The sequence below is a fragment of the Syntrophotalea acetylenivorans genome (assembly GCF_001887775.1).
In the GTDB taxonomy this organism is placed as follows: domain Bacteria; phylum Desulfobacterota; class Desulfuromonadia; order Desulfuromonadales; family Syntrophotaleaceae; genus Syntrophotalea_A; species Syntrophotalea_A acetylenivorans.
On sequence record NZ_CP015519.1, the window covers coordinates 2,069,528 to 2,095,572 of the forward strand.

A 26,045-nucleotide genomic window follows, 5' to 3' on the forward strand; every position below is an offset into this window, starting at 1 on the left:
AACGACCATTGCCATTGGATACAATGATGACCGGTAACTGCCCCTTACCTTTACTCACCCTGATGCTGACCTTGCCCCTCGGCACGGCAGCCCTGTGCCTGCTCTTCAGACAACGTCCGGCTGTCGCCCGTAGTCTGGCCCTGGCCGGCACCCTTGCGGTACTACTGATCGCCATCGGTTGCTTCGTGCTGCTTCCGGCAGAACCGGGCTGGCTGTTACTGGAAGACTACCGCTGGATCTCCGCTTTGGGAATTAGCATTCACCTCGGCATCGATGGCCTAGCCCTGCTGATGATTTTATTGACGGCTTTTCTTTCAGTACTGGCGGTGTGGCTCTCTTGGAATGAAGCGGACCGACCGGCTAGCTACTTCGCCCTGCTGCTACTGGTGGAAACCGGGGTATTGGGCGTATTCATGGCCCTTGACCTGGTACTGTTCTACATTTGCTGGGAGCTGATGCTTATTCCGCTGTTCTTTTTGATCGGCATCTGGGGACAAAAAGGCGGCATCGCTGCAGCGATGAAGTTTTTCCTCTTCTCCCTCGCCGGAAGTTTGCTGATGCTGCTGGCCATCGTTGCGCTCTATGTCTTGCACGGCCAGCAAACCGGCGATTACAGTTTCGCCCTGGCCGCTCTACAGCACACCGATCTGCCAGCGGGACTCGAGCCTTGGTTGTTTGCCGCCTTTGCCCTGGCCTTCCTGATTAAGGTCCCAATGGTGCCACTACATAGCTGGCAGGCCGATGCATACAGTGCTGCTCCGGCGGCCTGCAGCCTGTTGCTGGCCGGCATCCTGGCCAAGACCGGCATCTACGGTCTGGTACGATTTGCCCTGCCGCTTTTTCCAAACACCGCCCAGAGTGCCCTGCCATTGCTGGCGACCCTGGCCCTGGTCGGTATTCTCTACGGCGGCTGGATCGCCAGCGCCCAACGGGATCTTAAACGGTTGGTAGCCTATTCTTCCCTGGCCCACCTCGGATTTATTGTCCTCGGCCTCAGCGCCTGGACCACTACTGCTGTAGAGGGGGCCCTGCTGCAGATGGTCAACCATGGTCTGACCACCGCCGCCCTGTTTATCCTTATCGCTCTGATCGAAAAGCGTGCCGGCAGCCGGCACCTTGACGAATTGGGCGGTTTATGGAGCCGGGTGCCGCGACTCTCGGCCTTGCTACTGTTTTTTGGGCTGGCCGCCCTTGGCCTGCCCGGACTCAACAACTTTGTCGGTGAAATTCTGATTCTGCTCGGAACCTTCAGCGTACGCCCCCTCTCGGCAATCCTTGCGGCGTCCGGCCTGCTGCTGGCCGCCATCTACATGTTGCGCCTGCTACAGGGCGTGATTTGGGGTCCCACCAAAGATGAGCACGCCTGGTCCGATCTGGCTCGAGGCGAATGGTTACTGCTGGTCCCTCTGGTTTTACTTGTACTGTGGTTGGGGCTCTATCCTGAAACCTTTCTTGAACCGCTACGGGGTCCAGCTCAGGTGTTGCTGAATAGCGCTGCCCCTCTGAGTCTGAACGGAGGGTTGCCGTGACTGCACCGGAACTGATTGCCCTGCTGCCGCTATTGATTCTTGCCCTCGGTGCCACTGCCTTGCTCATGCTGGCCCGTGGCTCCATCAGCCGCAGCTGGCCCCTGGTTGTCGGGGCGCTTCTGGCCCTATGCGCAGCTGTCAGCGCCCAGCTGATCCCCTCCTGCATAACCGACATTGGCGGCATGTATACTGCCGGACCTTACGCCCGCTTTTTCATCACCTTTTGGTCTTTGGCTACCGCAGCCACCTTGATTTCTTCCGGTTCCTATCTTTCCCGGCGCCAGTTGCCCAGCGGAGAGTACAGCGCCCTGCTGTTATTTGCCGCAACCGGTATGGGGTTGCTATCCTCTGCAATCTCCCTGAGCGGTATTTTTTTAGCGTTGGAAGCCTTCACCCTGGTTTTTTACGTACTCGTTGCCTTTAACAAGAACTGTCCCCTCGGTTCCGAAGCCGGTCTCAAGTATCTGGTCCCCGGAGGGGTGGCGGCCGGCCTGTTGGCCTTTGGCATGGCTCTGCTTTATGCTGCCAGCGGCAGTTTTCAATTACCCGCTGCCACCGCAGCCTTACTGCCTGGTGCCCCCATGCAATCGGTGGCCCTTGCCGGCATGACCCTGCTCTTGGGTGCCTTTGCTTTCAAACTGTCTCTGGCCCCCTTTCATTTCTGGACCCCGGATGTTTATCAAGGCGCTCCTGCTCCAATTACGGGCCTGCTTGCCAGCGGCAGCAAGGGAGCTGTTACCGCTGCTTTGCTGACCTTGACTGCAACCTTGCCCGCAGCTCCAACTGCATTTAAACCGATGCTGATGGTCCTGGCCCTGCTCTCCATGGTTGTTGGCACCCTTTGCGCCCTGGCCCAAAACAACGTCAAGCGGATGCTGGCCTATTCTTCTGTGGTCCATATGGGGTTTGTGCTCACCGGCCTGCTCTGTTTGAACCACACCGGGCGCAGCGCGGCGCTCTTCTACCTGGTGGGTTACAGCATTGTCACCTTGGGCATCTTTGCCGTCATCACCTCCTTCTCAGGCGATAAGGAACCGCAGCAACTATCCGACTATCGCGGCTTGGCCCAACACCATCCCCTGCGCGCTGTGGCTTTGACCGTCCTCCTGCTTGCTTTGGCCGGACTGCCGCCGACGGTAGGCTTTATGGGCAAATTGACGATATTTTCCGCCGCTCTGGATGCAGGCTACCCTTTGCTGGCGGTAATCGGCATTCTGGCATCGGTGGCCTCGATCTATTTTTACCTGCAACCCGTCATCCAGATGTACATGAACCCGCCCGGTTCAACAGAAAGAATTAAGGGGCATGCAGGGGAATATATTATCATCGCCCTGTGCCTGGGCTTGACCTTGGCCTTCGGTTTGCTTCCGAATCCCCTGCTGGAAATCATTGCCCGTTTCACTCCCTGATGGAGCGTTAACATGGTGAACAACCAGACAATGGAAGAAAAAATCATCCAGTTTTTATCGGCCGACACCTTTGCCGTGGCCGGTGCTTCGACCAACCGCGATAAATACGGCAACAAAATCTTGCGCTGCTATCAACAACATGGTCGCCGAGTTATCCCCGTCAACCCCAAGGCTGACATGATCGAAGGATTACCCTGTGCAGCGAGCGTGACCGAGTTGCCATCCGAGGTCCAAAGTCTGTCTATCATCACACCACCAAAGATCACCGAACAGATTGTCGAGCAAGCCATCCTGCGCGGCATAAAAAACATCTGGATGCAACCAGGCGCCCAGAGTCCTGCGGCGATCAGTCGCTGTGAAGAAGCCGACATCAACGTCATTGCCGACGGCAGTTGTCTGCTGGTGGTTCTCGGTTACCACGAAACCTGATCCGAGGTTATTCAACCTGCCTCCTCCTCACAGCTTTTTTCCTGTACGGCCGTTTCCACCCCGGTCTCAAATCCCTCGGTGATTCAGTGCCCTACATTAGCCCTTGCATACCGTTGTATTGCATGCTATACAACGGCAAATCAGCAGTATGTTCAAACGGTGTTTTGTAGACCTTTTTGTCACTGCGGCCTATGCCTCTTGCCGCCAACAAGGAAGTTGACCGAGCTACCATGGCAAACAAGGATAGAGAGGTCAGAAGACAAGTCGTCACCGACATCAAGGCCAAGAACTCCGTCTGGAAAAAGCAGCTGTGCGATACCTTTCAGGATCTGCGCATTATTCCTGAACGCTTCACCGGCAAGCTGGTCATCTCCTTCAAGGAGGGGGGCATCAGCTTCGTCGAAAAAACCGAAACATTTAAATAGACAAGTGTTTAACCGGTCTTACCGGATGAACACAGGACAGGTTTCCGAGCAGAAAACGAGAGATTTTTCGTCGTGGCAAGAAAATCAAGGGCTTGCGCGGAGGCGTACATCGGTACGCCGCCCCATTCCGCAGGACAGCGGAATGGAACAGCCTACGGCTGCCGATAGGCAAGGGCCATGGAAGGCCCGAGTCACAAGGAAGTTCGAAGATTGACGCCGCCATGGCGAAAAAGAGCCGTTTACCGACGGAAACCAGACTAGCGCCTATTTCGTCCTCTGCCCATGGCAGACTTAACGAAACCCGCTCTGCAAAGCCGACCTGAAGGTCAGTGCGCAGATGCGGGTTTTTTTCGTTCCAGTCCATTACACTCCTGAAATGTGAATTAGCAATGAATCCTTTTGTTATCTATGGAGCCGGCTGCCAGGGAGTGGCCTTGCTCCGTCTATTAGCCCAAAGCCCGAGTTCGCCTTCCGTTCACTGCTTTATCGACAGTCACCCGGCAAAGCAAGGTCAAACCCTGGATGGTTGCCCGGTTTATGCCCCTGACTATCTGCTCGAACTAAGGGAAAAAGACCCCCGTGTTGCGGTTGCTGCTGGCGGTCACTATTCGGTTATACGGCGTCTTCTGGAGAAACTCGGCTTTGAGGAAAACACCCATTTCTACGATGCCACACCGCGACCCTTAAAGTATGGCGAAACAATTCCAGAGTTTTCCGAGCTTCACGACCAAGTCCGTCGGCATACACTTCTTAGTGAAGATCGCCTTGGTATTCTTTATCAACTTGCCTGCCAGGCCAACCATGTTCCTGGTGATGCCGTTGAAGTAGGCGTTTACAAAGGCGGTACGGCTCTGCTCATGGCAACAGCTCTTAAAAACAGCACCCAACAAATTCACCTATTTGACACCTTTTGCGGAATGCCTGCGGCCAAACCCGACGTCGACCTGCACAGGGCGGGGGATTTCTCAGATACCACGGCAGAGTCCGTTTCCAGCTTATTGCAAAACTTCAACAATATCCATCTTCACCCCGGTCTGTTTCCCGACAGCTTGCCTCGTGACTGGCATAACCACCGGTTCAGTCTAGTTCATATCGATGTAGACATTTTTTCGTCGACCCTCGCTTGCTGCCGGTATTTTTATCCTCGGCTAAACCCCGGAGGAGTAATGGTCATAGACGATTACGGCTTCCCTTCTTGCCCTGGCGTGCGTAAGGCCGTGGACGAGTATTTTAACAACTGCGATCAGCGCCCCCTCTATCTTCCAACAGGACAAGCTTTGATATACCAATGCCAACCAAATGCCTGCAACTGCCATAAACCGTAAAAAAACCGAAAATAAATATTCTTTGGTTCGTTTGGCCCGGTTAGGATTTATCCTTCTTGCCGGAGACTTCTGTCACATTTAACAAGGAGAATATCCCATGAAGATCTGTTTCCCCGTAGCCGTTGATAACGGAATCAACAGTGAACTTTTCAGCCACTTTGCCTCTGCTCCCAAATTTCTGATCATTGATACCGAAAACAGCGACATTGAATCGGTCGATAACTGCGACATCAAAGACCCCATGAAAGGCTGCGACCCTTTTGCCGCCCTGCAAAAGAAAAACCTTGACGCCATCATCGTCGACGCTATTGGTGATGCCATTCACCAAACCATGAACATGTGCGGCTTCCGAGTCTTTACCGCCACCGGCAGCAGACTGCAACAACTGACTGAGGCCTTTAAAAACGAGGAACTGGAAGAAATAGAACCTTTCTACAGCCAGGAGGCAGGCCGTTGTGGCGACGAAGAAGACGGTTGCGGCCATGACCACCACGCGGAAGAGGAAGTCGGTGAAATTAAAGAAACACCTGGCAACTGTGTACTTCAGGGCGGCAGCGGTTGCGCAGACCATGACAGCGATTCCTGCTCCGGCCATTGAATCCAACTGGAGCAACCTGTCAATGGTTATTTTTAGGTATTTTTGGTTGTTTACGGTAAATTATGTCCGTTAGTGTTATTTTTGTCTTGTGAAATCGGCCAGGGGTTTGCTATAAGAGCATTTCAAATGATGTTTTATTTTATAAGAATCTATCAAATAAGGCAGTCGCCTCCAGGCGGCTGCCTTACAGATGGCGCCCATTTCGTCCTCTGCATCGGCAGACCCAACGAAACCCGCAACGAACCCTTTCAAGGCCCAGGTGCGGGTTTTTTCAATCCATGGCCGGTCAGTATCGGCGTACTTGTTCATCGGCTATGCCCAGGAGGCAAAAAGAGTCATGTCCATTCCGGAAATTCTACGCCTGGAGTCTCAGTTGCGAGATGAACCCAGCCAGAAAGGGAAGTCTTCCTCCGGGCGGCGACGTTCCCCCGAGACAGACCTTTCGGCTGCAACGATCTCAACCCGTAAACGTATCATTGCCTCCACCATGCAAAAAATGGAATTCATTAACGGTACCTTTACCGGCAAACTGATTATCTCCTTCAAAGAGGGCGGTGTCAGCTACATCGAAAAGATCGAACAGTTCAAGTAACCTAAGAGCATAAAGAAAACCCCACAACTGATTATACGAAGCGCTCATTTCGTCCTCTGCCCCGGCAGACCTAACGAAACCCGCATTGATTACCTGACACACAGGTATTGATGCGGGTTTTTTTATTAGCACCCAGGAGGATATCGGACTTAACGGATCGAAACGAAATATCGACTGTTCGAGGTCAGACTTTCAAAAGTTTTCTGAAATATGAACCAACAGGCGATTTTGCAGCGTTTCAGGGCCAACCCGACAACCTCCTAGCATAAAGCAAGAGGGATTAAATCAATGGTGGAAATCATAGACGTTGAGCAGGCCGTCGGCCGGGTTCTATTTCACGATATCACCCGCATCGTGCCGGGGGAGTTTAAGGGGCGGGCATTCAAGAAGGGCCATCATATCACCCCTGCGGATGTACCGAAGCTTAAAGAAGTCGGCAAGGACCGTATCTACGTGCTCAATCTGGAAGAGGGTTACGTCCACGAAGACGATGCTGCCAGGCGTATCGCCAATGCTATCTGCGGACCGCACCTTTACTTTGGTGAACCAAATCAAGGAAAAATTGAGCTCATCGCCGATTGCAACGGCCTGCTTAAGGTTGACGCTAAACTACTGCAGCAACTCAACTCCTTACCCGATATAACCATCGCCACCCTGCACGGCAGCCAGCAGGTAGAGGCTGGGAAAACTGTCGCCGGGACCCGAATCATTCCTCTATTCACAGAAGAAAAGCACCTTCTTCAGCTCGAAGAACATTGCCGAAACCGTCCGCCTGTTGTTTCCGTTAAACCCTTCAAGTCTCTAAAAGTGGGCCTCATCACCACCGGCAACGAAATCTATTACGGACGCATCCCGGATAGTTTCGGGCCGCGGGTGAAAAGCAAGTTTGAAGCCTGGGGCAGTGAAGTCTTTTGCCAACACATAGTACCCGACCGGGTACCGGACATGGTCGCCGCCATCAACCGGGTGCTGGACGATGGCGCCGAGATGGTCGTTCTTACCGGCGGCATGTCCGTTGACCCGGATGATCTGACTCCTGCCGGGATTCGGGCCAGTGGAGCCAAAGTAATCAGCTACGGCGCACCGACCTATCCCGGGGCCATGTTTATGCTCGCCGAACTGGATGGAGTGCCGATGGTCGGCTTGCCGGGCTGCGCCATGTACCACAAGGCGACCATCGTCGAGCTGATCATCCCCCGCCTGCTGGCAGGGGAGACCGTTACGCGAGAAGAAATAGTTGCCCTCGGTCATGGAGGGATCTGCGCCAGCTGCAAGGAATGTCGCTACCCCGATTGCGGTTTCGGAAAATAATTATTTTCTGTAGAGGCGGCCCGAGGTACCAGCTCGAATCGCCCCTGCATATTTGCAAATGGGGGGCAGCCGAATGGTCGGCTGCATGAAACCCTACAACCCAAAGAGGAGGAACAGAGAGATGGGATTGGTCAAGAAAATACTCAAGGTTAACGGCGTCGAACGACATGTAGTCGTTAATCAGGACGCCCTGCTGTCCGACGTGATCCGCAAGCAACTTCAACTGACCGGCACCAAGGTCGGTTGCGGCACCGGCACCTGTGGTGCCTGCAACGTGATCCTGAACGGCAAGCTGGTGCGTACCTGCGTCACCCGCATGAAGCGAGTCGAAAACTGGTCCGAAATCACCACCGTCGAAGGTATCGGCACCCCGCAGAATCTGCACCCCATTCAGAAAGCCATCATCAAGCACGGTGCCCTGCAATGCGGTTTCTGTACCCCGGGTTTCGTCGTCTCCATCAAGGCGCTGCTTGATGTGAATCCCAACCCGGACCGCCAGGACGTACGCGACTGGTTCACCAAGTACAAGAACGCCTGCCGCTGCGTCGGTTACATGTCCCTCGTCGACGCGGCGATGGATGCCGCCAAGGTCCTGCGCGGTGACATGGATGAATCTGTGCTTGAGTACAAAGACATCAGCAACGGCAGCCTTTACGGCACCCGCTACCCCCGTCCAACCTCCGTGGCAAAGGTCTGCGGTCTGTGGGATTTCGGTGCGGACAAGCGCGAACAGCTGCCTGAAGGCACCCTGTTCTGCTCGCTGGTCTACGCCGACGTAGCGCATGCCAATATCAACGGCGTCGACACCAGCGAAGCCGAAAAGATGCCTGGCGTGGTCAAGATTGTTACCGCCAAAGACATCCAAGGCAAGAACCGCATCACCGGTCTGATCACCTTCCCGACCAATAAAGGCGACGGCTGGGAGCGCCCCATCCTCTGTGACAAGAAAGTTTTCCAGTACGGTGACGCCATCGCCATCGTCTGCGCCCAGACTCAGGCCCAGGCCGATGAGGCTGCAAAAGCGGTCAAACTCGACCTCGAAGTACTGCCCCACTACATGAACGCCATGGCCGCCATTGCCGAGGATGCTATTGAAATCCACCCCGGCACTCCCAATCTCTACTTCACCCAGGGTCTGAAAAAGGGTGAAGAGACCGCACCGATCATGGAAAAAGCCGCTCATGTGGTCGAGGGCGAGTACTATCTCGGTCGCCAGCCGCAGATGCCTCTCGAATCCGACATCGGCTTCGCTTATACCAACGAAGACGGCAAAGTTGTTGTCTGCTCCAAATCCATCGCAATTCAACTGCATGTAGCGATGATCGCGCCGGGCCTCGGCCTGGACCCTGAAAACCTGGTCGTTGTGCAGAATCCCTGCGGTTCCTCCTTCGGCTACAAGTTCTGCCCCAGTAACGAAGCCCTGGTCGCTGCTGCCACCATGGCCACCGGCGTACCTTGCTACCTTGAGTACAGCTGGGCTCAGCTGCAATTCTACACCGGCAAACGCTCCCCCTTCTGGTTCAAGGCCAAGCTGGCGGCCGATGAAAACGGCAAGTTCCTGGCCACCGAAACCGAATGGTATGTCGACCACGGTCCCTACTCCGAATTCGGCGATCTGCTGACCATCCGTGGCATGCAGTACGCTTTCGCCGGCTACGACATCGCCAATATGCGCGGTGAAGGCCATACGGTTGCCACCAACCACTGCTGGGGCGCGCCCTTCCGCGCTTACGGTTCACCGCAGTCCTTCTTCGCCTCCGAATCGCTGATCGACGAGCTGGCTAAAAAGATGGGGAAGGATCCCTTCGAACTGCGCGAACTGAACTGTTACCGCGAAGGCGCCACCACCCCGACCCAACAGACTCCGGAAGTCTTCGTCTTCCCGAAACAGTTCGAAGCCCTGCGTCCCAAGTATGAGCGGGCTAAGCAACTGGCCGAGATGAATTCCACCGAAACCAAAAAACGCGGCGTCGGCGTCTCCCTCGGCATCTATGGTTGCGGCCTCGACGGTCCCGACACCTCCGAAGCCTGGGCCGAACTGCTGCCCAACAACGAAGTCATGATCGGCAACAGCTGGCAGGATCATGGTCAGGGCGCAGACATCGGCACTCTCACCTTCGCCCATGAAACCCTTAAACCGCTGGGCCTGAAACCAGAACAGATCAACCTGTGCATGAACGATTCCAGCATGACCCCTAACTCCGGACCATCCGGTGGCAGCCGCCACAATCTGGTGACCGGTAACGCCATCCGCGTAGCCTGCGAAATGCTCCTTGAAGGCATGAAGAAAGCCGACGGCAGCTACCGCAGCTACGACGAAATGCAGACCGATGGTATCGACACCAAATATCTGGGTAAGTGGACCACGCCTTGTACCGATTGCGACGTCGAAACAGGCGCGGGCGACCCGTTCTGCGTTTACATGTACGGTCTGTTCCTGTCCGAGGTAGAAGTCGACATCACCACCGGTAAGACCAAGGTTATCAAGATGACCCACGTCGCCGATGTCGGCACCATCACCAACCAGTTGGCTGTTGACGGTCAGATTTACGGTGGCTTGGCCCAGGGCATCGGTCTGGCTCTGACCGAGGACTTCGAACACATCCAGAAACACTCCAACATGATCGGTGCTGGATTCCCGTTCTGCAACGACATCACCGACGATCTGGAAATCATCTATGTCTGCGAGCCTCGTGAGCACGGCGCCTTCGGTGCCGGCGGCGTTGGCGAGTTGCCGCTGACCGCTCCCCACTGCGCCATCATCAACGCTATCGATGACGCCTGCGGCGCCCGTATCCGTCACCTTCCGGCCTATCCGGAGAAGGTACTGGCGGCTCTCAACTCGAAGAAAAAGGCCTTCGATGTGGCCGATGCCATTGCCCTTGGTTACACCTCTGACGCGGTCGATTCCGTTCCGCCGAAGCCTGAGGATGTCATCAACGCTTTGGCTGAAATGGAAACTGAAAAAGTGTAAGACTGCAAATTCTCCGGCGGTGTCGGCGATCCATTCCGGGAGTCGCCGGCACCACCTCTGACCGGAGATCATGATGCTGGAGAGTCGCTATTCAGGCGGCTCTCCAGTATCTATCAATCTGATTCACTGCCGTTTTCGCCCAACATATAATCCCCTAAATCCGTAGCTAAGAAAGAGGGAATCGATGGAAAAGGAACAACGCATCGCATGGGAGGCTAAGTGTACCCAGGATGAGCAACCCGCCTGCAGCAGCGCCTGTCCGCTGCATGTCGACGTTCGCCAATTCATGCGGCATCTCGCCGACGGCGACACCAAGGGCGCTTACCAAACCCTGAAAAAGACCTTGCCCTTTCCCGGCATTCTAGGACGCATCTGCGACCACCCCTGCGAAATGGCCTGCAAGCGTGGAGAGGCTGGCGAAGCTCTGGCCATCGGCGCCCTGGAGCGTTACTGCGTGGAGCAATACGGCGGTCCAGATCCAGCCAAGCCCCTGCCGCGAAAAACCAAAAAGGTCGCGGTACTCGGTGCCGGAATGGCCGGACTCACAGCGGCTCTCGACCTGCTCAACAAAGGCTTACAGGTCACCATTTACGAACAGGAGCAACAATTAGGCAGCGCCCTGCGCAGCTATCCTGAAAATATTTTGCCGGCGACGGTGATCGATGCCGAATTGACCGTACTGACCGCTCTTCGTGCCAAATTCCAATTGGGCACGCCTTGCGACGTGGCCGCCTATAGCAGTCTCTGCGAAACCTTCGACGCTGTTTTTGTCGATGGCCAGGCCACTGCAACCTGGACGTTGCCCCTGCAAAAAGAGGCCGATGGCCGAATCGTAATCAACGCTCTTACCGGCGCCACCCGACAGGACGGAGTCTTTGCCGGGGGCAACCCAGACCCGAGCCAGGGCTATTCTCCGCTTAAGGAAGCCTATGCCGGCCGCAAGGGAGCCCTGTCCATCGAACGCTTTCTACAAAAGGCCGTCGTCGATTACAACCGGGAAAAGGAAGGCCCCTATACAACCCTTCTGCACACCAACCTGAACGGCATCGAGCCCAGCTCTCGATCCCTGACGAATCAACCCACGGACGAAACAATACATACCGAGGCCAGCCGCTGCATCCAGTGCGAATGCCTCGAATGCGTCAAACATTGCCAATATCTGCAAAAGTACAAAAAGTATCCCAAACCCTACATTCGCCAGGTTTTTAATAATGAACTGGTTATGCATGGCGCTGCACACAGTAAAAATAAATTCGTCAATTCCTGTTCCCTCTGCGGCCTTTGCCAAGAGGTCTGCCCCAACGATCTGTTCATGGGCGAAGTTTGCCATAGTTCTCGCCAGACCATGGTTCGAGAAAATTTCATGCCGCCTTCGGCTCATGAATTTGCCCTGCAGGACCTGGAATTCAGCCGCAGCGAGGTGTTCAGCCTGGTTCGGCACGCCCCCGGCTATACTGAAAGCGCCTATCTATATTTCCCTAGCTGCCAGCTCTGCTCCAGCAGCCCTGCGGAAGTGATCGAATCCTATAGCTTCCTGCGCGAAAACCTCGACGGTGGCGTCGGGTTGATGTTGGCCTGCTGCGGAGCTCCTGCCTATTGGGGTGGACGCAAGGAGCTCTTTACCGAAATCATCGACGAACTGCGCCAGCAATGGCGGGACATGGGCTTCCCCCAGATAATCAGTGCCTGCAGTTCCTGTCAGCAGATGTTCCAGGAGCATCTGCCCGAAATTCCGCTCAAGTCTCTATGGCAAATTCTGGAGATGCCGAAGGTCAAAAATGCCTTACCGACCACAAAGCTGCCAGCCAAAACGGTGGCAATCGTCGATCCCTGTGCCGCCCGCCAGGACCCAAAGACTCGGGAGAACGTACGCCGAACCGTCACGGAACGGGGGCTGACCATCGAAGAGTTGGATCACAGTGGCGCCATGACTCAATGTTGCGGTTACGGAGGCCTGGTGTTCAACGCCAACCTTGACCTGACCGATGAACAATTGCGCTGTCGGGTGGAAGAGAGCGATCACGACTATCTGGCCTACTGTGCCCTGTGTCGCGACCAGATGGCCTCCGCCGGGAAACCGACTGCCCATCTTATCGAACTGCTGTTCGGCGAAAACGACAACGGGGATCCCTGGCAACGGAGCTGGCTGTCCTGGTCCGAACGCCGGGAAAATCGAACCCGGGTGAAGGAAATTCTCGGCCGTCATTTATGGGGCGAAGAGCCTCCCGTACCGGAAGGTTATCAGGAAATGATTCTGCATCTCGACGACGAAGTGCAACGGACCGTGGATCGTCGACGCATCCTGCTTGACGACATCCGCCAGGTTATCGACCAATCGGAAACCGAAGGGCGCCGTCTCATCAACAAGGACAATGGCCGTCGCCTGGCCAACCGCTCTCTCGGCAAGGTCACCTTCTGGGTCGAATATACCCCGCGGGGAAGCGGTTTCCAGGTCTTTAATGCCTACAGCCATCGCATGAACGTTACCGGAGTTAAATAATGATATCCCTAGAAGAAGCCCAGCAATGGGCCTGTGATGCCTGCGGCAAGCCGCTGGTGATGCGAGAGGTGGTCTTTCTCTATCTGAACGGCACCTTCCATGTCGACTTACCAGCCTGTTCGGAATGTGACTTTGTGTTCATCAACGAAGAGTTGGCCACAGGAAAAATGGCCGAAGTCGAAGGTATCCTTGAAGACAAGTAGTTTATCCGGTGGTGCCGCCTGCCCATTGGCGGCACCGCGCCTTTATGAAACCGACATCCTGCGCCGAGCTGCCGGCAATACCCTGCGGCCCGGAGGGCTGACCCTGCTGCAGGAAGGCTTGCAACGGGTTAATTGGCCCGCGGGAACGCGAGTGCTGGATATCGGCTGCGGCACCGGCACCACAGCTGCCTATCTACGCCAGACCCAGAGCCTGCAGGCCATTGGCCTCGACCTGTCCGAGCAACTTCTTGCTGAAGGGGCCGCAGCAAATCCCGGTCTGCCCCTGATTCGCAGCCGGGCCGAAAAATTGCCTATCGCTGACGGCTCGCTGGACGGTATGACTTGCGAATGCGTGCTGTCGCTGGTCAATGATCCGCTCGGAACTTTGCGGGAGTTTTCCCGGGTGCTGAAGGACGGCGGACAGCTGCTCTTTAGCGATATTTACCGGCGCAGAAACATTACGAACCAGGAACTGCCGGACAATTGTTGCTTTGCGGGAGCGACCAGCCGTGAGCGTTTACTGGACTGGCTGCACAAAGCCGGGTTCACGGTGCAGCTGTGGCAGGACCGGTCCCACCTGCTGGCCGAACTAGCGGCCCGCCTGGCATGGCAGAACGGATCCTTGATCGAGTTCTGGAGCCAGTTTGCCGCCAACGGTGACGGCCGGCCCATGCAACAAGCGGTGAAGGCCATGAGGCCCGGCTACTGTCTGGTGGTTGCCGCCAAACAAGGTTGAAACTATCTTGGCCGGCAATCCAGATAACCAATTGCCATCATCACAGAGGAATGCCATGAGCAATGAACTGTTTCGCATGATGGAACTGGTGCAGAAGGGCTACTACTGCAGCCAGATCCTGCTGAATCTCGGACTCGACAACTGCGGTCGCAACAACCCTGACCTGATCCGCACTATGGCAGGCCTGGCCCACGGCGCCGGATTCGGTGAAGGGACCTGCGGCGCATTAACCGGCGGCACTTGCTTGCTGGCCTTCTACGCCGCCAAAGGCCTCGACCAGGAAGAGGAACACCTAGACTTCATGACCATGCGCCAACGCCTAGCCGAATGGTTCTACGATACCGTTGGCGAACAGTACGGAGGTATCGACTGTACCACGATTCTGGACGACGATCCCGACCCCCGACTGCGTTGTGGCCAGATCGTAGCCGGTGTGTACGGCGAAGTGAAGCGGCTGCTGGAGGAACACGGTTTCGATCTGACGGAGGGTCGCGATGCCTGAACAGCATACCTTTGCAACGGAAACTGCCAGCCTCTGCCCGATTTGCCTGCAACGTGTCCCGGCTCATCGTCAGATAGTCGATGAACAGGTCGATCTCCTCAAGTTCTGTCCGGAGCACGGTGAATTCCGTACCCTGATCTGGCACGGTCCACCCCTGCTCAGCGACTGGAACCGGCCGAAAATTCCTTCGCAGCCGCCAGTCTGCCTCACCGAAAGCGAAGGGGGCTGTCCCTACGACTGCGGTCTTTGCCCCAACCATGGCCAGCACTCCTGTTCGGTTTTGCTGGAGATCACCGCCCGTTGCAATCTGAGTTGCCCGGTATGCTTCGCTGCCAGCAGCACCCAGGCACCTCCTGACCCGACCCTGGCGGCTATCGACCGCTGGTACAAAACCGCTAAAAGGGCCAGTGGCACCGGCATTGTTATTCAACTATCCGGCGGCGAACCGACGGTACGGGAAGACCTGCCGGCGATCATCGAGATGGGTCGCCGCCACGGCTTTGCTTTCATTCAGCTAAACAGCAACGGCCTGCGCCTTGCCCAGGAACCCGGTTACGCTAAACGTTTGAAAGAGGCCGGGTTAAACAATGTGTTTCTGCAGTTCGACGGCACCGAAGACACCATCCTGCGTACCCTGCGTGGCCGGGATCTGCTCAAAGAAAAAATCCTGGCTATCGATCATTGCGTAGACAGCGGCCTCGGTGTGGTGCTGGTACCGACGGTAGTACCCGGAGTCAACGACGACAACCTCGGTGCGATCCTTGACTTCGCCCTGGACTGGGCTCCCGGGGTGCGTGGGGTACACTTTCAGCCGATCAGCTATTTTGGCCGTTTCCCCAAAGCTCCTGCCGATGACGACCGCATCACCCTGCCGCAGATAATGCGCGGCATCGAGGAGCAGACCAAGGGCCGCATGAGGCGAGAACATTTTGCCCCACCGGGCTGCGAACATTCCCACTGCTCCTTCCACGGCAACTTCCTGGTCGAGGAGAACGGCAACCTGCGGGCGCTGACCAAAGCGGGCGACTGCGGCTGCAATAAACCGAAACCCGCCTCCGAGGGCGCGGAAAAATCAAAGGAGTTTCTAGCCCAACAGTGGGCTGCTCCGGCTCAGCCTAAACCTTCCTCTGCTGCCGACAACGAATTTGATGCCTTTATCGAGCGGGTCCGCAGCCATACTTTTGCCGTTTCCGCCATGGCCTTTCAGGATGCTTGGAACATCGACTTGGAAAGGGCACGCAGTTGCTGTATCCATGTCATGAGCGTAGAGGAGACCCTGGTGCCCTTCTGCCTCTACAACCTGACCGCAGCCAGCGGAAAACCTCTCTACCGTGGAGGCCACCATGCAGGTTAGCCCGCTTCACATCTGGATAGCCGCCGAACTGGACCAGGCAGCGAATGCCGAACTTGATCTGGCATCTCTTCGCACCCTACAGCTCGAACGCCTTAACCAGACCCTGGCTCACGCCAGCACCAACAGCCCCTTTTACAAAAAGCAACTACAGAACCGGCAAGCTTGCACTCTGACTTCACTGCAGGATTTGGCTGACCTACCCTTCACCAGTGCCGACGACCTGCGGCAGGAGGGCCTGCAAATGCTCGGCGTATCGCAGGGCGCTATCGAACGGGTGGTCACTCTGGAAAGTTCCGGAACCACCGGAGCCGCCAAACGCCTTTATTTCACCGGAGAAGAGCTAGGCCGCACACAGGCATTTTTCCGCCTCGGCATGTGTCCTTATCTCGACCCCGGGGACCGGGTGCTGATCCTGTTGCCCGGAGAGCTGCCAGCCAGTGCCGGCAATCTGCTGGCCACCGCCCTGCAACCCTTGGGCGTGGAATGCCAGATCGAAGGGATCGTCACGGATCCCGGACGTTGCGCCGCCCTGCTGGCAGAAGAAAATTTCGCCTGCGTGGTAGGTATTCCTGTCCAGGTGTTATCCGTACTGCGCCACCCTAACGCATCGCGCATCGCCCGCGGGCGCATCAAGTCGGTGTTTTTGACCTCCGATTACGTCCCTTCGGCGTTGGTCGCCGATATTCAACAACAGTGGGGCTGCCCGGCCCTCAATCACTACGGTATGACCGAACTGGCTTTAACCGGCGGTGTCGAATGCCAGGCTCTGGACGGCTATCACCTGCGGGAACCTGACCTTTTCTTCGAGGTGGTCGATCCCGTCCACGGCCACCCTCTGACCGCCGGTGAAACCGGTGAGGTAGTGGTTACCACCCTGACCCGCAAAGGTCTGCCACTGATCCGCTATCGAACCGGCGACTTGGCCCGCTTTGTGGACGAACCCTGCCCCTGCGGCAGCAACCTGCCGCGACTGAGCAAACTACAGGGCCGAATCGCCCAACACCTGAGCATCGGTGCCGGCCAGCAGCTCGGCATTCCGCTCCTCGACGAGACACTGTTCATGATCCCCGGGCTGATCAACTACCAGGCGGTGCTGTCTCTTGAGCAGGGCGTCAATTGTCTGAGCGTTAGCGTCGAAACTGCAGCAGGCAGCGGACCGCCCACCCTGCGGGAGGCTGACCAGCGCCTACAGGAACTGGCGCCGATCCACACCGCCGCAGAGGCCGGCACCCTGCGGTTGCTACCGACCAGGCTCTGCTCTAAACCACTGCCCGTTTCAGCCACCGTCAAACGTTCCATCATCGATCAAAGAAAGGATCATTAGCCTTGCGAAACCTGATTGAGACCCTGTGCCAGCAGCTGGAAACCGGCGAAGATCTGGTGGTGGCCACCATTCTCAGCAGCAGCGGTTCAGCACCCCGCACTGCCGGCACCAAGATGATCATTTGCGCTAACGGCGACATCTTCGGCACCATCGGCGGCGGGCTGGTCGAGGCCCGTGCTCAAAAGATCGCACCAGAGGTCTATGCCAATCGCCAATCACAGCGCTACGTTTTTGATATGACCGGTGACCTGGCCGCTACCATGGACATGATCTGCGGTGGCGAGGTTGAAGTCCTGCTGGAACACATCCCCGCCAACCCGGAAAACCTGGGTCTGTTTCAAGCCTGGCGCAAAGCCCTGCACAGTGGACGGGAGTGTCTGCTGGTGACGCCGTTAAAACGCACCGATGGCCAGAAGTCTCTGCAGCGCTGCCTGTTGCAAACCGATACCATCAGCGATGCTCCGGGTGCTTTATCGCCAGAGGAAGCCGAAGCCCTTTGGCTGCAAAGTAAAAATTTGCGCTACCCACGGATCATTTCCCTGCCCGGGGGAAACTTCTACATTGAGCCCTGCTACGTTCCGGCCACCCTCTACCTGTTCGGCGCCGGTCATGTCTGCCGTCCTACTGCGGAACTGGCGAATATGGTTGGCTTTAACACGGTGGTCCTCGATGATCGGGCTGAATTTGCCAGCAGGGAACGTTTTCCCAAGGCCAACGAAATTCACGTGGTCCCATCCTACGACGACTGCATGCTCGACCTGCCTATCAACCGCTACAGCTATCTGGTCATTGTCAGCCGCGGACATCGCCACGATCAGGACTTGCTACGCCAGGCCCTGCGCACCGACGCCGGATACATCGGCATGATCGGAAGCCGTAGCAAACGGGACAAGATCTACCGCAACCTTATGGCAGAGGGTGTCAGTCAACAGGCCCTAGACCAGGTCTATTCCCCCATCGGTCTGGCCATCAAGGCGGAAACCCCGGAGGAAATCGCAGTCAGCATCGTCGGCGAATTGATCCAGGCTCGAGCCAACAATCAGGAGAAGCATGACTGAAGCGACTGCCGCCATCATACTGTCCGCCGGTTTTTCGCGGCGCATGGGTGGTTTCAAGCCGTTGCTGCCCCTGGGGGACAAGACCGCTCTGGAGAGGACGGTCGGGCTGTTTCAACGGGCTGGTGTCGCCCATCTGCAAGTTGTCACCGGGCACCGGGCCGAGGAACTGCAACCGCTGTTGCAACAATTACAGGTTCAGGAAACCTTCAACCAGAAGTATCAGGAAGGGATGTTCAGCTCGGTACAATGTGCCCTTCAGGCCATGCCGGACCATATCGATGCCTTTTTTCTGCAACCCGTCGATATGCCCCTGGTACGGGACCATACCTTGCCGCAGCTACTGCGAGCCCGTCAAAGGAGTGGCCGGGGCATCATCCACCCGCTGTTTTTCGGCAAGCGAGGTCACCCGCCGCTGATCAGCACCCGCTACCGGGAAACTATCCTGAACGGAGACGGAAACGGCGGGCTCAAGACCCTGTTGCTCCCCTATGCGGAAGATATATTGGAGCTCGAGGTGGCCGATGAGCATACTGTCCTCGATATGGACACCCCAGCCGATTACAACTACTTATGTCACCGCTGGCGCAACTACCAACTCCCTTCTCCACGGGAGTGTGAACATCTGATGATTCATAAATTCTCCTGTACAAAACGGATCATCGACCACTGCCAGCAAGTGGCGCAGGTAGCTGACCGGCTGGCAGAGACGGTCAACGAATCCGGCGGCAATGTGGATTGCGAGCTGCTGCACGCCGCAGCATTGCTCCACGACTGTCGACGCAGCCAGCCCCATCACGCCGCCGTTGGAGCTGTGGAACTGTGCCGGCTGGGCTTCCCCCGGATTGCCGAACTGGTCCAACAGCATATGGACCTGGAGCCACAACAAACAGTGCATCCGACCGCTGCGGAAATCCTCTACCTGGCCGACAAACTGGTCGCCGAGAACCGTTGTGTTTCTCTGGAAGAGCGATTCGCGCCGAAGCTCAAATGCTTTGCCGATCAACCCGGTCCTCTTGCGGCAACCAGGCAACGACTGGCCGCTGCCCAAAAAATACAGCATAAAATTTACCAACTCACCGGCAACCCCATTGAACAACTGATCAACCCTCTGCCATCGACCGCAGCGAAAGGATAACACGCCATGACACCCCCAACGCTTGAAGAGGACCAATGCACCCTCTACCTGATCCGTCACGGCGACTGCCGGCGAGATGAAGTCAAGCGCTATATCGGCCAGGTTGACCTGCCTCTCAACGCCAAGGGCCGTGCGCAGGCCCGAGCCCTGCGCAAACATATGGCAGAAGTCCCCTTCCGGCGAATCTACGCCAGCGACCTCAAACGTTGCCTGGAAACAGCCCGCATCATCGCCGGACCACAGGGGAAAAGCATTCGCAGACAGCCGCAGCTACGGGAAATCAAACTCGGCTACTGGGATGGGCGGCCACAGGCCAAGATCCGCCAGTACCACCCTGAGGAGTACAGGCAGCGGGGCGAGAACCTTATAGACTTCCGCCCGCCCGGCGGCGAAAGCTTCGCCGACCTGCAGGCTCGGGTCATACCGGCCTTTCGCGAACTCATCAACCACGAACAAGGCACGGTGCTGCTTATCGCTCATGCCGGGGTCAACCGCGCCATCCTCTGCGACCTTTTAAGCCGCCCCCTTGACGAACTGTTCGCTCTGCCGCAACCCTTCGGCTGCCTCAACATCATTGAACGTCGCGGTGCTGCGTTGGAAGTGAAGGCTGTCAATCTGGCTGTCGCTTCCCCACCAGAACCTATTGTAAGTTCGGAGGTTTTCTCATGAAATATTTAACCACTCGATGTTTTTGCAGCCTGTTACTCCTGCCCCTGATGTTAGCGCTCCTACCCTGCACCGCCACAGCCGGAAACCGCACCCCCCTGCCGATCTGCGCTGCCATGAGCCTGAAAGACGCCGTAACTGCCCTACAGCAAATCTATGAAGAACGACACCCGGAGATTGGGTTGGAGATTAATTTCGCCTCCTCGGGGGCCTTGCAGAAACAGATCGAACAAGGAGCCCCGTCTGAGGTCTTTCTGTCTGCCGGTCAGAAGCAGATGAACGCCTTGGAGGTCCAGGGGCTGATAGTCAAGGAGAGCCGTTGCGACCTGCTCGGCAACACCCTGGTGTTGGTGGTAGCTAAAGAGAAACAACAGCAAATCAAGGATTTTGGCGACCTGCAAGAACACGCTGACAGCTTTGCAATCGGCCATCCCGAATCGGTGCCCGCCGGGCGTTATGGCAAGCAAACCCTGGTCAGCCTCGAACTCTGGCGGCCCTTGGAGAAACGCCTGGTACTGGCTAAAAATGTTCGCGCCGTACTGGCCTACGTCGATTCGGGTAATGCCGACGCCGGCCTGGTCTACCGTACCGATACCCTGAAACTGCGTAGCGCGATGATTGCGGCAGAGGCGCCGGTGAAGAGCCATGCTCCCATCATCTACCCGGCAGCCTTGATCGCAGAAGGTAAGCATCCGGCCGAGGCCCGGCAGTTCCTCGAATTCTTGAAGAGTGTCGAGGCCGGCGAAATCTTCGCCCGCTACCGGTTCCTGCCGCTGCAGAGCCAGGTCATCTCAGGACAACCCGACTGAAGAATAGAATGTGTTATGCCTTTGGCTCCAGTAGAAAGAGCGTTACCGGAAAAAACCCAAATACTCTTTTTACCGCCCGTTCGCTTCGCTCACTAGAGAACACAGAGAGAGCCTATTGTCTTTGATTAAGTTCCTCTGTGTCCTCTGTGGTGATAGCTTTTGCTCTTGATCTGCCAACAACCTGAGCCAAAGGAATAACCAGGAAATAAAAATGAGTCCGCAACAAGGGAATACGAGATGAGTGAACCGATCCTGCTGTCGCTGAAAGTGGCGCTGATTGCCGTGGCCATCGATATGATATTGGCCACACTGCTGGCTCGCGTGCTGGCACGACGCACCTTCCCCGGCAAGAACTTGCTCGAATCCTGCATCATCCTTCCCATGGTACTGCCACCCACGGTACTCGGTTATGGCCTGCTGATTCTGCTCGGCAAACGCGGACTGCTCGGTCGTCTGTTGCTCGACAGCTTCGACTGGCAGATCGTCTTCACCTGGTGGGCAGCCATCATTGCCGCAGCGGTAGTTTCCTTTCCCCTTATGTACCAGAGCGCCAAGGCGGCTTTTGCCAGTGTCGACGCCTCCTTGGAACAAGCAGCCCGAACCCTCGGCAGCAACGAAGGGCGGGTCTTTCTAAAAGTTACCCTGCCCCTGGCATATCCCGGCCTTCTCGCCGGTCTGGTGCTGTCCTTCGCCCGCGCTCTGGGTGAATTCGGCGCCACCCTGATGGTGGCCGGCAACATCCCCGGCAAAACCCAGACCATTCCCCTGGCCATCTACTTCGCTGTGGAAACCGGCGACAACATCATGGCCCGCAACCTGGTGCTGATCATCACCGCGCTTTCCATTACAGCCCTGTTCTGGCTCAACCTCTGGTCACGCAAAAAGATCGAGGTTTGGCAACAAGGAGGCAATTCCAGTGCTCAACGCATCCATACGTAAGGAACTGCCCGCTTTCGCCATCGATATCGACCTGCGGTTCGGCAATGGCATCCTGGTGCTGTTCGGCCCTTCTGGGTCGGGCAAAAGCACTATCCTTAATTGTCTGGCCGGCCTGCGCAAACCGTCTGGCGGACGCATCGCCCTTGGCGAGCGGATCTTTTTCTGCCAGCAACAGGGAATCAACGTACCGGCCCGATTTCGGCGCATCGGCTACGTTTTTCAGGATTATGCCTTGTTCCCTCATATGACGGTCAAGGATAACGTGCTGTTCGGATTGCCCCCCGGTCGACACCGCTGCAAAAAGAAACACGGCTACCGGATGAGTGTCCGCGAGACCCTTGACACCCTGAAGATCACGCATCTGCAGAACCGCTTCCCGGCTCAGCTCTCGGGTGGAGAGCGACAACGGGTAGCACTGGCCCGGGCGCTCATGGTGGAGCCTGACTTGCTCCTCCTCGACGAACCGCTATCGGCCCTCGACAACCAGATTCGCCAGACCTTACAAAAAGAACTTAAACAATTGCAGCGTACCTGGCAGATTCCCTTTGTGCTGGTCACTCATTGCCATCACGAACTAGAGGCCTTGGCTGACCAGGTTATCTATCTCGAGGCCGGACGACCGGCTTTGCAGCCCACCTGGAAACAACCGCTGATCAAAGGAGAGACACAAGTAATCTCGGCCTGAACTGAAACAGGAGAATGACATGGACGTTTTGAAACAAGCCCTGGACAAGTTAACTTCCGTTTGTGCCGTGCACGATGTCGACCTGAGCTTGCCGGTGACAGTACGCTGCTTGACTCCCGACGAGGCCATCGGCGCCGAGGCCTCCTCTGAATTTGTCATCAAAAAGGGCAAAGAAAGGGTCATCGAAGCCCACTTCGACGGCGCGGGAGGTCAAGCCTTTACTGACCATCCTAGCGACTGGCAGGGCAGCCTCGACGAGTTGATGCAACTCGATCTAACCGATACGGGACAGCGGGCAATCGTTACTGCCGGCCTCAATGCCGTTTTACGTCGACTTGACCGGGTAACGGGCACCATTCACTGTCGCAACGATGAACCGAGTCGTTGCGGAGAGGAATTTACCAACCAGCTGTATGAGCGGTTCGGCATTGTTGATTACGGCCTCATAGGCCTGCAGCCGGCCATTCTAGAGGCCATGGGCGACGGGTTCGGTACCGCCCGCCTACGAGTTCTCGACCTCAACGAGGACAATATCGGCGAGAAACGCTTCGGCGTCACTGTCTGGGACGGGGAAAAGGATCTGAAACGATTGGTCGACTGGTGCGAAATTGGCGTCGCCACCGGCTCTTCGGTGGTCAACGGTTCGATAAACGACTTGCTAAAACAGTTTCAAGCCGCGGGCAAACCGCTGATTTTTTTCGGAAATACTATTTCCGGTGTTGCCGCCCTTCTCGATCTGCCGCGGCTCTGCCCCTATGGTCGCTGATCAATGATTGCCGACGGTGACTGCATTGCCTTGTTCAATTCTCCAACAAGGGTGATGAAGGCGGAAAAGCACCTGCGTCGCGCAGGACTGCTCTGCCGGCTGATTCCCGCACCACGGCAAGTGGCGGATGGTTGCGCTCTGGCGTTGCGCTTTAGCGCTTCTGATCAGCCGGCCATCCTTAAAGAACTGGCTGTGGCGAACCTTTCACCAAGGCGCCTGTACGTTAAACAACAGGGGCTACTATGTGCCCAGGAACTGTTAAGCGAAGACTGATAGCGGAGGTCTCTCAGATGACCATCTATCTCGACAACGCCGCCACCACCTTTCCCAAACCCGAAAGTGTTTACACCACCCTCGATCAGACCTGTCGCAGACTCGCCATCAGCCCTGGTCGTGGCAGCTACAGTCTGGCCTTGGAAGCGGGGCGGTTGGTTTACGAGGTGCGGGAAACGGTAGCCGAATTTTTCAATATACCTGATCCGGCCCGAGTGATATTCACCGCCAATGCCACCGAGGCCATCAACCTCGGCCTGTTCGGTCTGCTGCAAGCTGGCGACCGAGTGGTCAGCACGACGATGGAACACAACGCCGTCAGTCGACCACTGCATGCCCTGGCAAGCCGCGGTGTCGAGGTCGTGCGGGTGCCCGCCGATGCAACCGGGCAGGTGTCAGCATCTGCCATTCACGAAGCCGCTACCGATGGCGGAAAAACCGCCCGACTGGTGGTCCTCAGCCACTGTTCCAATGTCACCGGAAGCATTCAGCCCGTCGAGGAAATCGGCCCCTGGTGCCGACAACACGGCATACTGTTCATGGTCGACGCCGCCCAAAGCGCCGGACTGCTCCCCATCGATGTTCGACGCATGGGTATCGACCTGCTCGCCGCTGCTGGTCACAAGGGGCTGTTCGGACCGACCGGTACCGGATTTCTCTACTTGGCTGAAGGACTACATCCGATGCCTCTGGTTTACGGTGGCACCGGCGGCAATTCATCCTCTCCCTTGATGCCGGATGAACTGCCCGAACGCCTGGAATGCGGAACCCTCAACACTCCGGCCTTGGCCGGTTTGCAGGCCGGCATCGAATTTGTACGCAGCCAGGGTCTAGAGCAAATTTTCAGGCACAAGAACGCTTTGCTGACACAGCTTAAAGACGGGCTCCAATCTATGCCCGCTCTTCACCTGCATGGCCCCGACTGTTCCGACCTTCAGGGTGGCGTGTTGTCCTTCACTGTGGCAGGTCACGATCCTTCTGAAATCGGCTTTCTGCTCGATGTGGAACACGGTATCTGCATCCGCACCGGCTTGCACTGTGCTCCCGATGCCCACCGCAGCATAGGCACCCTACCCGCCGGAACCCTGCGAGTGAGTCCAGGGGCATTCAATACGGCCGCAGACATCGACGCATTGCTCAACGCCCTGGACAGGATTTTTTGCGCCAATCCAACCGTATCGGCCTGATGTCCAAAAAACCAAACAGGAGAAAACAAATGCATATGCGAGGGGAAATATGGATCCTTTCATTGCTGCTCTTCTGCATCAGCCCGATACTGGCGCCGAGCAAAGCAGGGGCTAGTGAAAAAACAACCCTGAGCATTTCCGCCGGTGTCGGTCTCAAAGACGCGCTCTATGCCATTCAACGGGCCTACGGACAACAACGACCTGAGGTTGCTATTGAGTTCAATTTTGCCGCCTCGGGCCTTTTGCGCAAACAGATCGAGCAGGGGGCGCCAGTCGATCTGTTTCTTGCTCCCGGCCGTCAGCATCTACAAGCTCTTCTCGATGGTGGTTTTACCGATGGGACCCATAGCTGCGCCCTGCTCGGCAATAAACTGGTCCTCGTCGTGTCCCAGGAAAAAAAGCGTCAAATCGGAGGGTTCGCCGATTTGATTGAGCAAGCTGAAACGATCGCTATCGGCATGCCGCAGATGGTCCCGGTCGGTCGTTACGCTCAGCAGACCCTGAGCCACCTTGGCCTGTGGGAATCCCTGTTGCCGCGCATGGTCTACGGCAAAAGCGTCCGCCAGGTCCTGGCCTATGTCGATTCGGGAAACGCCGATGCCGGCCTGATATTCTCCTCCGATACCCGATTGCTTACAAGTGCCGCAGTCGCGACCGTCGCCCCCGACAACAGTCACGCTCCCATCATCTTCTCCATGGCGGCCATGCTCAACAGCCGTCACCCAAAAGCCCTGGCGGATTTCACGGCTTATCTGCAAAGCCGACAGGCCGCCGCCATTTTTGCCAGCCAGGGATTCAACTCCCTGATTTCGCCTGAATAATCCGAGTCCTTCACTAATATTTTAAACCTGGTTCTTTATCCTCCTTATACTTTTCAGATCAAAACTGAAAGATCTTCCACGTTGACATCCTGAGCCCGGTTGATTACTGTCGGCTGGCCCGAAACTGTATCTGCTGAAAATTGAATTATCGAAGAAGGTCTTTTAAGGGAGGATTGTTGCCGGACTCGGCCAAGCCACCGAGCCGGTAATAAAAACTGCCTTCACAAGCAGGATAAACTTATGGAAAAGATGTTTGAGTTCGTCGTCCCTGGCGAAATTGTGTCTTTGTATAATCACGGCACCCATGTGGTGGAGATATCGCTGTTTCTTGACGATAGGCACACCCTTGAGCCCCATTCTGCTATCTTGAGCCACGAAGAAGCCCAAAAGAGGATAATCGAATTGCGGCGCCGGCAGGATTTGACTTCCAACTGAAGCCATCTAGACCAGACAGAAATTACAAAAGCCCAACCTGGGAATACAGGCGGGCCTTTT

General features: G+C 56.4%; 26 protein-coding genes. All 26 read left to right on the forward strand.

Annotation, left to right across the window (positions count from 1 at the left end; genetic code table 11):
- The first annotated feature begins 26 nt into the window (after positions 1-26).
- The 26 genes from A7E78_RS09460 (at position 27) to A7E78_RS09595 (ending at position 25,985) form a co-directional block, all read left to right on the forward strand.
- The gene (locus A7E78_RS09460; protein WP_072283983.1) at positions 27-1,529 is read left to right on the forward strand and encodes a complex I subunit 4 family protein; all 1,503 of its coding nucleotides are present in this window, start codon (positions 27-29) and stop codon (positions 1,527-1,529) included.
- The gene (locus A7E78_RS09465; protein WP_072283984.1) at positions 1,526-2,938 is read left to right on the forward strand and encodes an NADH-quinone oxidoreductase subunit N; all 1,413 of its coding nucleotides are present in this window, start codon (positions 1,526-1,528) and stop codon (positions 2,936-2,938) included. The genes A7E78_RS09460 and A7E78_RS09465 overlap by 4 nt, the downstream gene beginning before the upstream one ends.
- 12 nt (positions 2,939-2,950) lie before the next feature.
- Positions 2,951-3,367, forward strand: coding sequence for a CoA-binding protein (locus A7E78_RS09470; protein ID WP_235606723.1), 417 nt, complete (start codon positions 2,951-2,953; stop codon positions 3,365-3,367).
- A gap of 230 nt (positions 3,368-3,597) precedes the next feature.
- A complete protein-coding gene (locus tag A7E78_RS09475) occupies positions 3,598-3,792 on the forward strand; it encodes a hypothetical protein (RefSeq protein ID WP_145924878.1) in 195 nt (64 codons plus the stop codon).
- 389 nt (positions 3,793-4,181) lie between these two features.
- Positions 4,182-5,117, forward strand: coding sequence for a TylF/MycF/NovP-related O-methyltransferase (locus tag A7E78_RS09485; protein WP_072283987.1), 936 nt, complete (start codon positions 4,182-4,184; stop codon positions 5,115-5,117).
- Between the two features lie 97 nt (positions 5,118-5,214).
- A complete protein-coding gene (locus tag A7E78_RS09490; RefSeq protein WP_072283988.1) occupies positions 5,215-5,715 on the forward strand; it encodes a NifB/NifX family molybdenum-iron cluster-binding protein in 501 nt (166 codons plus the stop codon).
- Positions 5,716-6,052: 337 nt separating this feature from the next.
- Positions 6,053-6,307, forward strand: coding sequence for a hypothetical protein (locus tag A7E78_RS09500; protein WP_072283990.1), 255 nt, complete (start codon positions 6,053-6,055; stop codon positions 6,305-6,307).
- Between the two features lie 288 nt (positions 6,308-6,595).
- Entirely contained in the window at positions 6,596-7,618 is a 1,023-nt protein-coding gene (locus tag A7E78_RS09505; protein WP_072283991.1) for a molybdopterin-binding protein, read from the forward strand.
- 127 nt (positions 7,619-7,745) lie between these two features.
- Positions 7,746-10,592, forward strand: a complete 2,847-nt coding sequence (locus A7E78_RS09510; protein ID WP_072285116.1) for a molybdopterin-dependent aldehyde oxidoreductase — start codon at positions 7,746-7,748, stop codon at positions 10,590-10,592.
- A 184-nt stretch (positions 10,593-10,776) separates the two neighbouring features.
- Positions 10,777-13,092, forward strand: a complete 2,316-nt coding sequence (locus tag A7E78_RS09515; protein WP_072283992.1) for a pyridine nucleotide-disulfide oxidoreductase/dicluster-binding protein — start codon at positions 10,777-10,779, stop codon at positions 13,090-13,092.
- Entirely contained in the window at positions 13,092-13,295 is a 204-nt protein-coding gene (locus A7E78_RS09520) for a DVU_1557 family redox protein (RefSeq protein ID WP_201257997.1), read from the forward strand. The genes A7E78_RS09515 and A7E78_RS09520 overlap by 1 nt, the downstream gene beginning before the upstream one ends.
- Positions 13,282-14,031, forward strand: coding sequence for a DVU_1556 family methyltransferase (gene trsM, locus A7E78_RS09525; protein WP_158516097.1), 750 nt, complete (start codon positions 13,282-13,284; stop codon positions 14,029-14,031). Before A7E78_RS09520 ends, trsM begins: the two co-directional genes overlap by 14 nt.
- 55 nt (positions 14,032-14,086) lie before the next feature.
- On the forward strand, positions 14,087-14,533 hold the full coding sequence (locus tag A7E78_RS09530) for a DVU_1555 family C-GCAxxG-C-C protein (protein WP_072283994.1): 447 nt from the start codon (positions 14,087-14,089) through the stop codon (positions 14,531-14,533).
- Positions 14,526-15,887 (forward strand): radical SAM (seleno)protein TrsS, encoded by a 1,362-nt coding sequence (gene trsS / locus A7E78_RS09535; RefSeq protein WP_072283995.1) that lies wholly within the window; start codon positions 14,526-14,528, stop codon positions 15,885-15,887. The genes A7E78_RS09530 and trsS overlap by 8 nt, the downstream gene beginning before the upstream one ends.
- Positions 15,877-17,211, forward strand: coding sequence for a DVU_1553 family AMP-dependent CoA ligase (locus A7E78_RS09540; RefSeq protein WP_072283996.1), 1,335 nt, complete (start codon positions 15,877-15,879; stop codon positions 17,209-17,211). Before trsS ends, A7E78_RS09540 begins: the two co-directional genes overlap by 11 nt.
- Positions 17,212-17,213: 2 nt before the next feature.
- Positions 17,214-18,269 carry an XdhC family aldehyde oxidoreductase maturation factor gene (locus A7E78_RS09545; RefSeq protein ID WP_072283997.1) on the forward strand — a complete coding sequence of 352 codons (1,056 nt, stop codon included), beginning with the start codon at positions 17,214-17,216 and terminating at the stop codon, positions 18,267-18,269.
- Positions 18,262-19,404: a DVU_1551 family NTP transferase gene (locus A7E78_RS09550; protein ID WP_072283998.1), complete on the forward strand. Its 1,143-nt coding sequence runs from the start codon at positions 18,262-18,264 to the stop codon at positions 19,402-19,404. Before A7E78_RS09545 ends, A7E78_RS09550 begins: the two co-directional genes overlap by 8 nt.
- Positions 19,405-19,410: 6 nt before the next feature.
- Positions 19,411-20,073 carry an alpha-ribazole phosphatase gene (gene cobC / locus A7E78_RS09555; protein ID WP_072283999.1) on the forward strand — a complete coding sequence of 221 codons (663 nt, stop codon included), beginning with the start codon at positions 19,411-19,413 and terminating at the stop codon, positions 20,071-20,073.
- Positions 20,070-20,879, forward strand: a complete 810-nt coding sequence (gene modA / locus A7E78_RS09560) for a molybdate ABC transporter substrate-binding protein (protein ID WP_072284000.1) — start codon at positions 20,070-20,072, stop codon at positions 20,877-20,879. The genes cobC and modA (A7E78_RS09560) overlap by 4 nt, the downstream gene beginning before the upstream one ends.
- A gap of 237 nt (positions 20,880-21,116) precedes the next feature.
- Complete coding sequence (modB, locus tag A7E78_RS09565; RefSeq protein WP_072284001.1) at positions 21,117-21,818, forward strand: molybdate ABC transporter permease subunit; 702 nt, start codon at positions 21,117-21,119, stop codon at positions 21,816-21,818.
- Positions 21,796-22,503 carry an ATP-binding cassette domain-containing protein gene (locus tag A7E78_RS09570; protein ID WP_072284002.1) on the forward strand — a complete coding sequence of 236 codons (708 nt, stop codon included), beginning with the start codon at positions 21,796-21,798 and terminating at the stop codon, positions 22,501-22,503. Before modB ends, A7E78_RS09570 begins: the two co-directional genes overlap by 23 nt.
- 19 nt (positions 22,504-22,522) lie before the next feature.
- On the forward strand, positions 22,523-23,269 hold the full coding sequence (locus A7E78_RS09575; RefSeq protein ID WP_072284003.1) for a Rossmann-like domain-containing protein: 747 nt from the start codon (positions 22,523-22,525) through the stop codon (positions 23,267-23,269).
- 3 nt (positions 23,270-23,272) lie between these two features.
- Positions 23,273-23,542: a putative Se/S carrier protein gene (locus A7E78_RS09580; RefSeq protein WP_072284004.1), complete on the forward strand. Its 270-nt coding sequence runs from the start codon at positions 23,273-23,275 to the stop codon at positions 23,540-23,542.
- A 17-nt stretch (positions 23,543-23,559) separates the two neighbouring features.
- The gene (locus A7E78_RS09585) at positions 23,560-24,729 is read left to right on the forward strand and encodes an aminotransferase class V-fold PLP-dependent enzyme (RefSeq protein WP_072284005.1); all 1,170 of its coding nucleotides are present in this window, start codon (positions 23,560-23,562) and stop codon (positions 24,727-24,729) included.
- Between the two features lie 29 nt (positions 24,730-24,758).
- The gene (gene modA / locus A7E78_RS09590; protein WP_072284006.1) at positions 24,759-25,550 is read left to right on the forward strand and encodes a molybdate ABC transporter substrate-binding protein; all 792 of its coding nucleotides are present in this window, start codon (positions 24,759-24,761) and stop codon (positions 25,548-25,550) included.
- Between the two features lie 240 nt (positions 25,551-25,790).
- Entirely contained in the window at positions 25,791-25,985 is a 195-nt protein-coding gene (locus A7E78_RS09595; protein ID WP_072284007.1) for a hypothetical protein, read from the forward strand.
- Positions 25,986-26,045 lie beyond the last annotated feature (60 nt).

Bases quoted from the DNA above. Each gene is read 5' to 3' on its own strand.
- A7E78_RS09475 (WP_145924878.1), top strand. From the start codon at position 3,598: ATGGCAAACAAGGATAGAGAGGTCAGAAGACAAGTCGTCACCGACATC.
- A7E78_RS09500 (WP_072283990.1), top strand. From the start codon at position 6,053: ATGTCCATTCCGGAAATTCTACGCCTGGAGTCTCAGTTGCGAGATGAA.
- A7E78_RS09515 (WP_072283992.1), top strand. From the start codon at position 10,777: ATGGAAAAGGAACAACGCATCGCATGGGAGGCTAAGTGTACCCAGGAT.
- trsS (WP_072283995.1), top strand. From the start codon at position 14,526: ATGCCTGAACAGCATACCTTTGCAACGGAAACTGCCAGCCTCTGCCCG.
- A7E78_RS09580 (WP_072284004.1), top strand. From the start codon at position 23,273: ATGATTGCCGACGGTGACTGCATTGCCTTGTTCAATTCTCCAACAAGG.
- A7E78_RS09550 (WP_072283998.1), top strand. From the start codon at position 18,262: ATGACTGAAGCGACTGCCGCCATCATACTGTCCGCCGGTTTTTCGCGG.
- modA (WP_072284006.1), top strand. From the start codon at position 24,759: ATGCATATGCGAGGGGAAATATGGATCCTTTCATTGCTGCTCTTCTGC.
- A7E78_RS09490 (WP_072283988.1), top strand. From the start codon at position 5,215: ATGAAGATCTGTTTCCCCGTAGCCGTTGATAACGGAATCAACAGTGAA.
- A7E78_RS09485 (WP_072283987.1), top strand. From the start codon at position 4,182: ATGAATCCTTTTGTTATCTATGGAGCCGGCTGCCAGGGAGTGGCCTTG.
- modB (WP_072284001.1), top strand. From the start codon at position 21,117: ATGAGTGAACCGATCCTGCTGTCGCTGAAAGTGGCGCTGATTGCCGTG.
- A7E78_RS09575 (WP_072284003.1), top strand. From the start codon at position 22,523: ATGGACGTTTTGAAACAAGCCCTGGACAAGTTAACTTCCGTTTGTGCC.
- A7E78_RS09585 (WP_072284005.1), top strand. From the start codon at position 23,560: ATGACCATCTATCTCGACAACGCCGCCACCACCTTTCCCAAACCCGAA.
- A7E78_RS09470 (WP_235606723.1), top strand. From the start codon at position 2,951: ATGGTGAACAACCAGACAATGGAAGAAAAAATCATCCAGTTTTTATCG.
- A7E78_RS09530 (WP_072283994.1), top strand. From the start codon at position 14,087: ATGAGCAATGAACTGTTTCGCATGATGGAACTGGTGCAGAAGGGCTAC.
- A7E78_RS09595 (WP_072284007.1), top strand. From the start codon at position 25,791: ATGGAAAAGATGTTTGAGTTCGTCGTCCCTGGCGAAATTGTGTCTTTG.
- cobC (WP_072283999.1), top strand. From the start codon at position 19,411: ATGACACCCCCAACGCTTGAAGAGGACCAATGCACCCTCTACCTGATC.
- A7E78_RS09540 (WP_072283996.1), top strand. From the start codon at position 15,877: ATGCAGGTTAGCCCGCTTCACATCTGGATAGCCGCCGAACTGGACCAG.
- modA (WP_072284000.1), top strand. From the start codon at position 20,070: ATGAAATATTTAACCACTCGATGTTTTTGCAGCCTGTTACTCCTGCCC.
- A7E78_RS09520 (WP_201257997.1), top strand. From the start codon at position 13,092: ATGATATCCCTAGAAGAAGCCCAGCAATGGGCCTGTGATGCCTGCGGC.
- A7E78_RS09460 (WP_072283983.1), top strand. From the start codon at position 27: ATGACCGGTAACTGCCCCTTACCTTTACTCACCCTGATGCTGACCTTG.
- A7E78_RS09505 (WP_072283991.1), top strand. From the start codon at position 6,596: ATGGTGGAAATCATAGACGTTGAGCAGGCCGTCGGCCGGGTTCTATTT.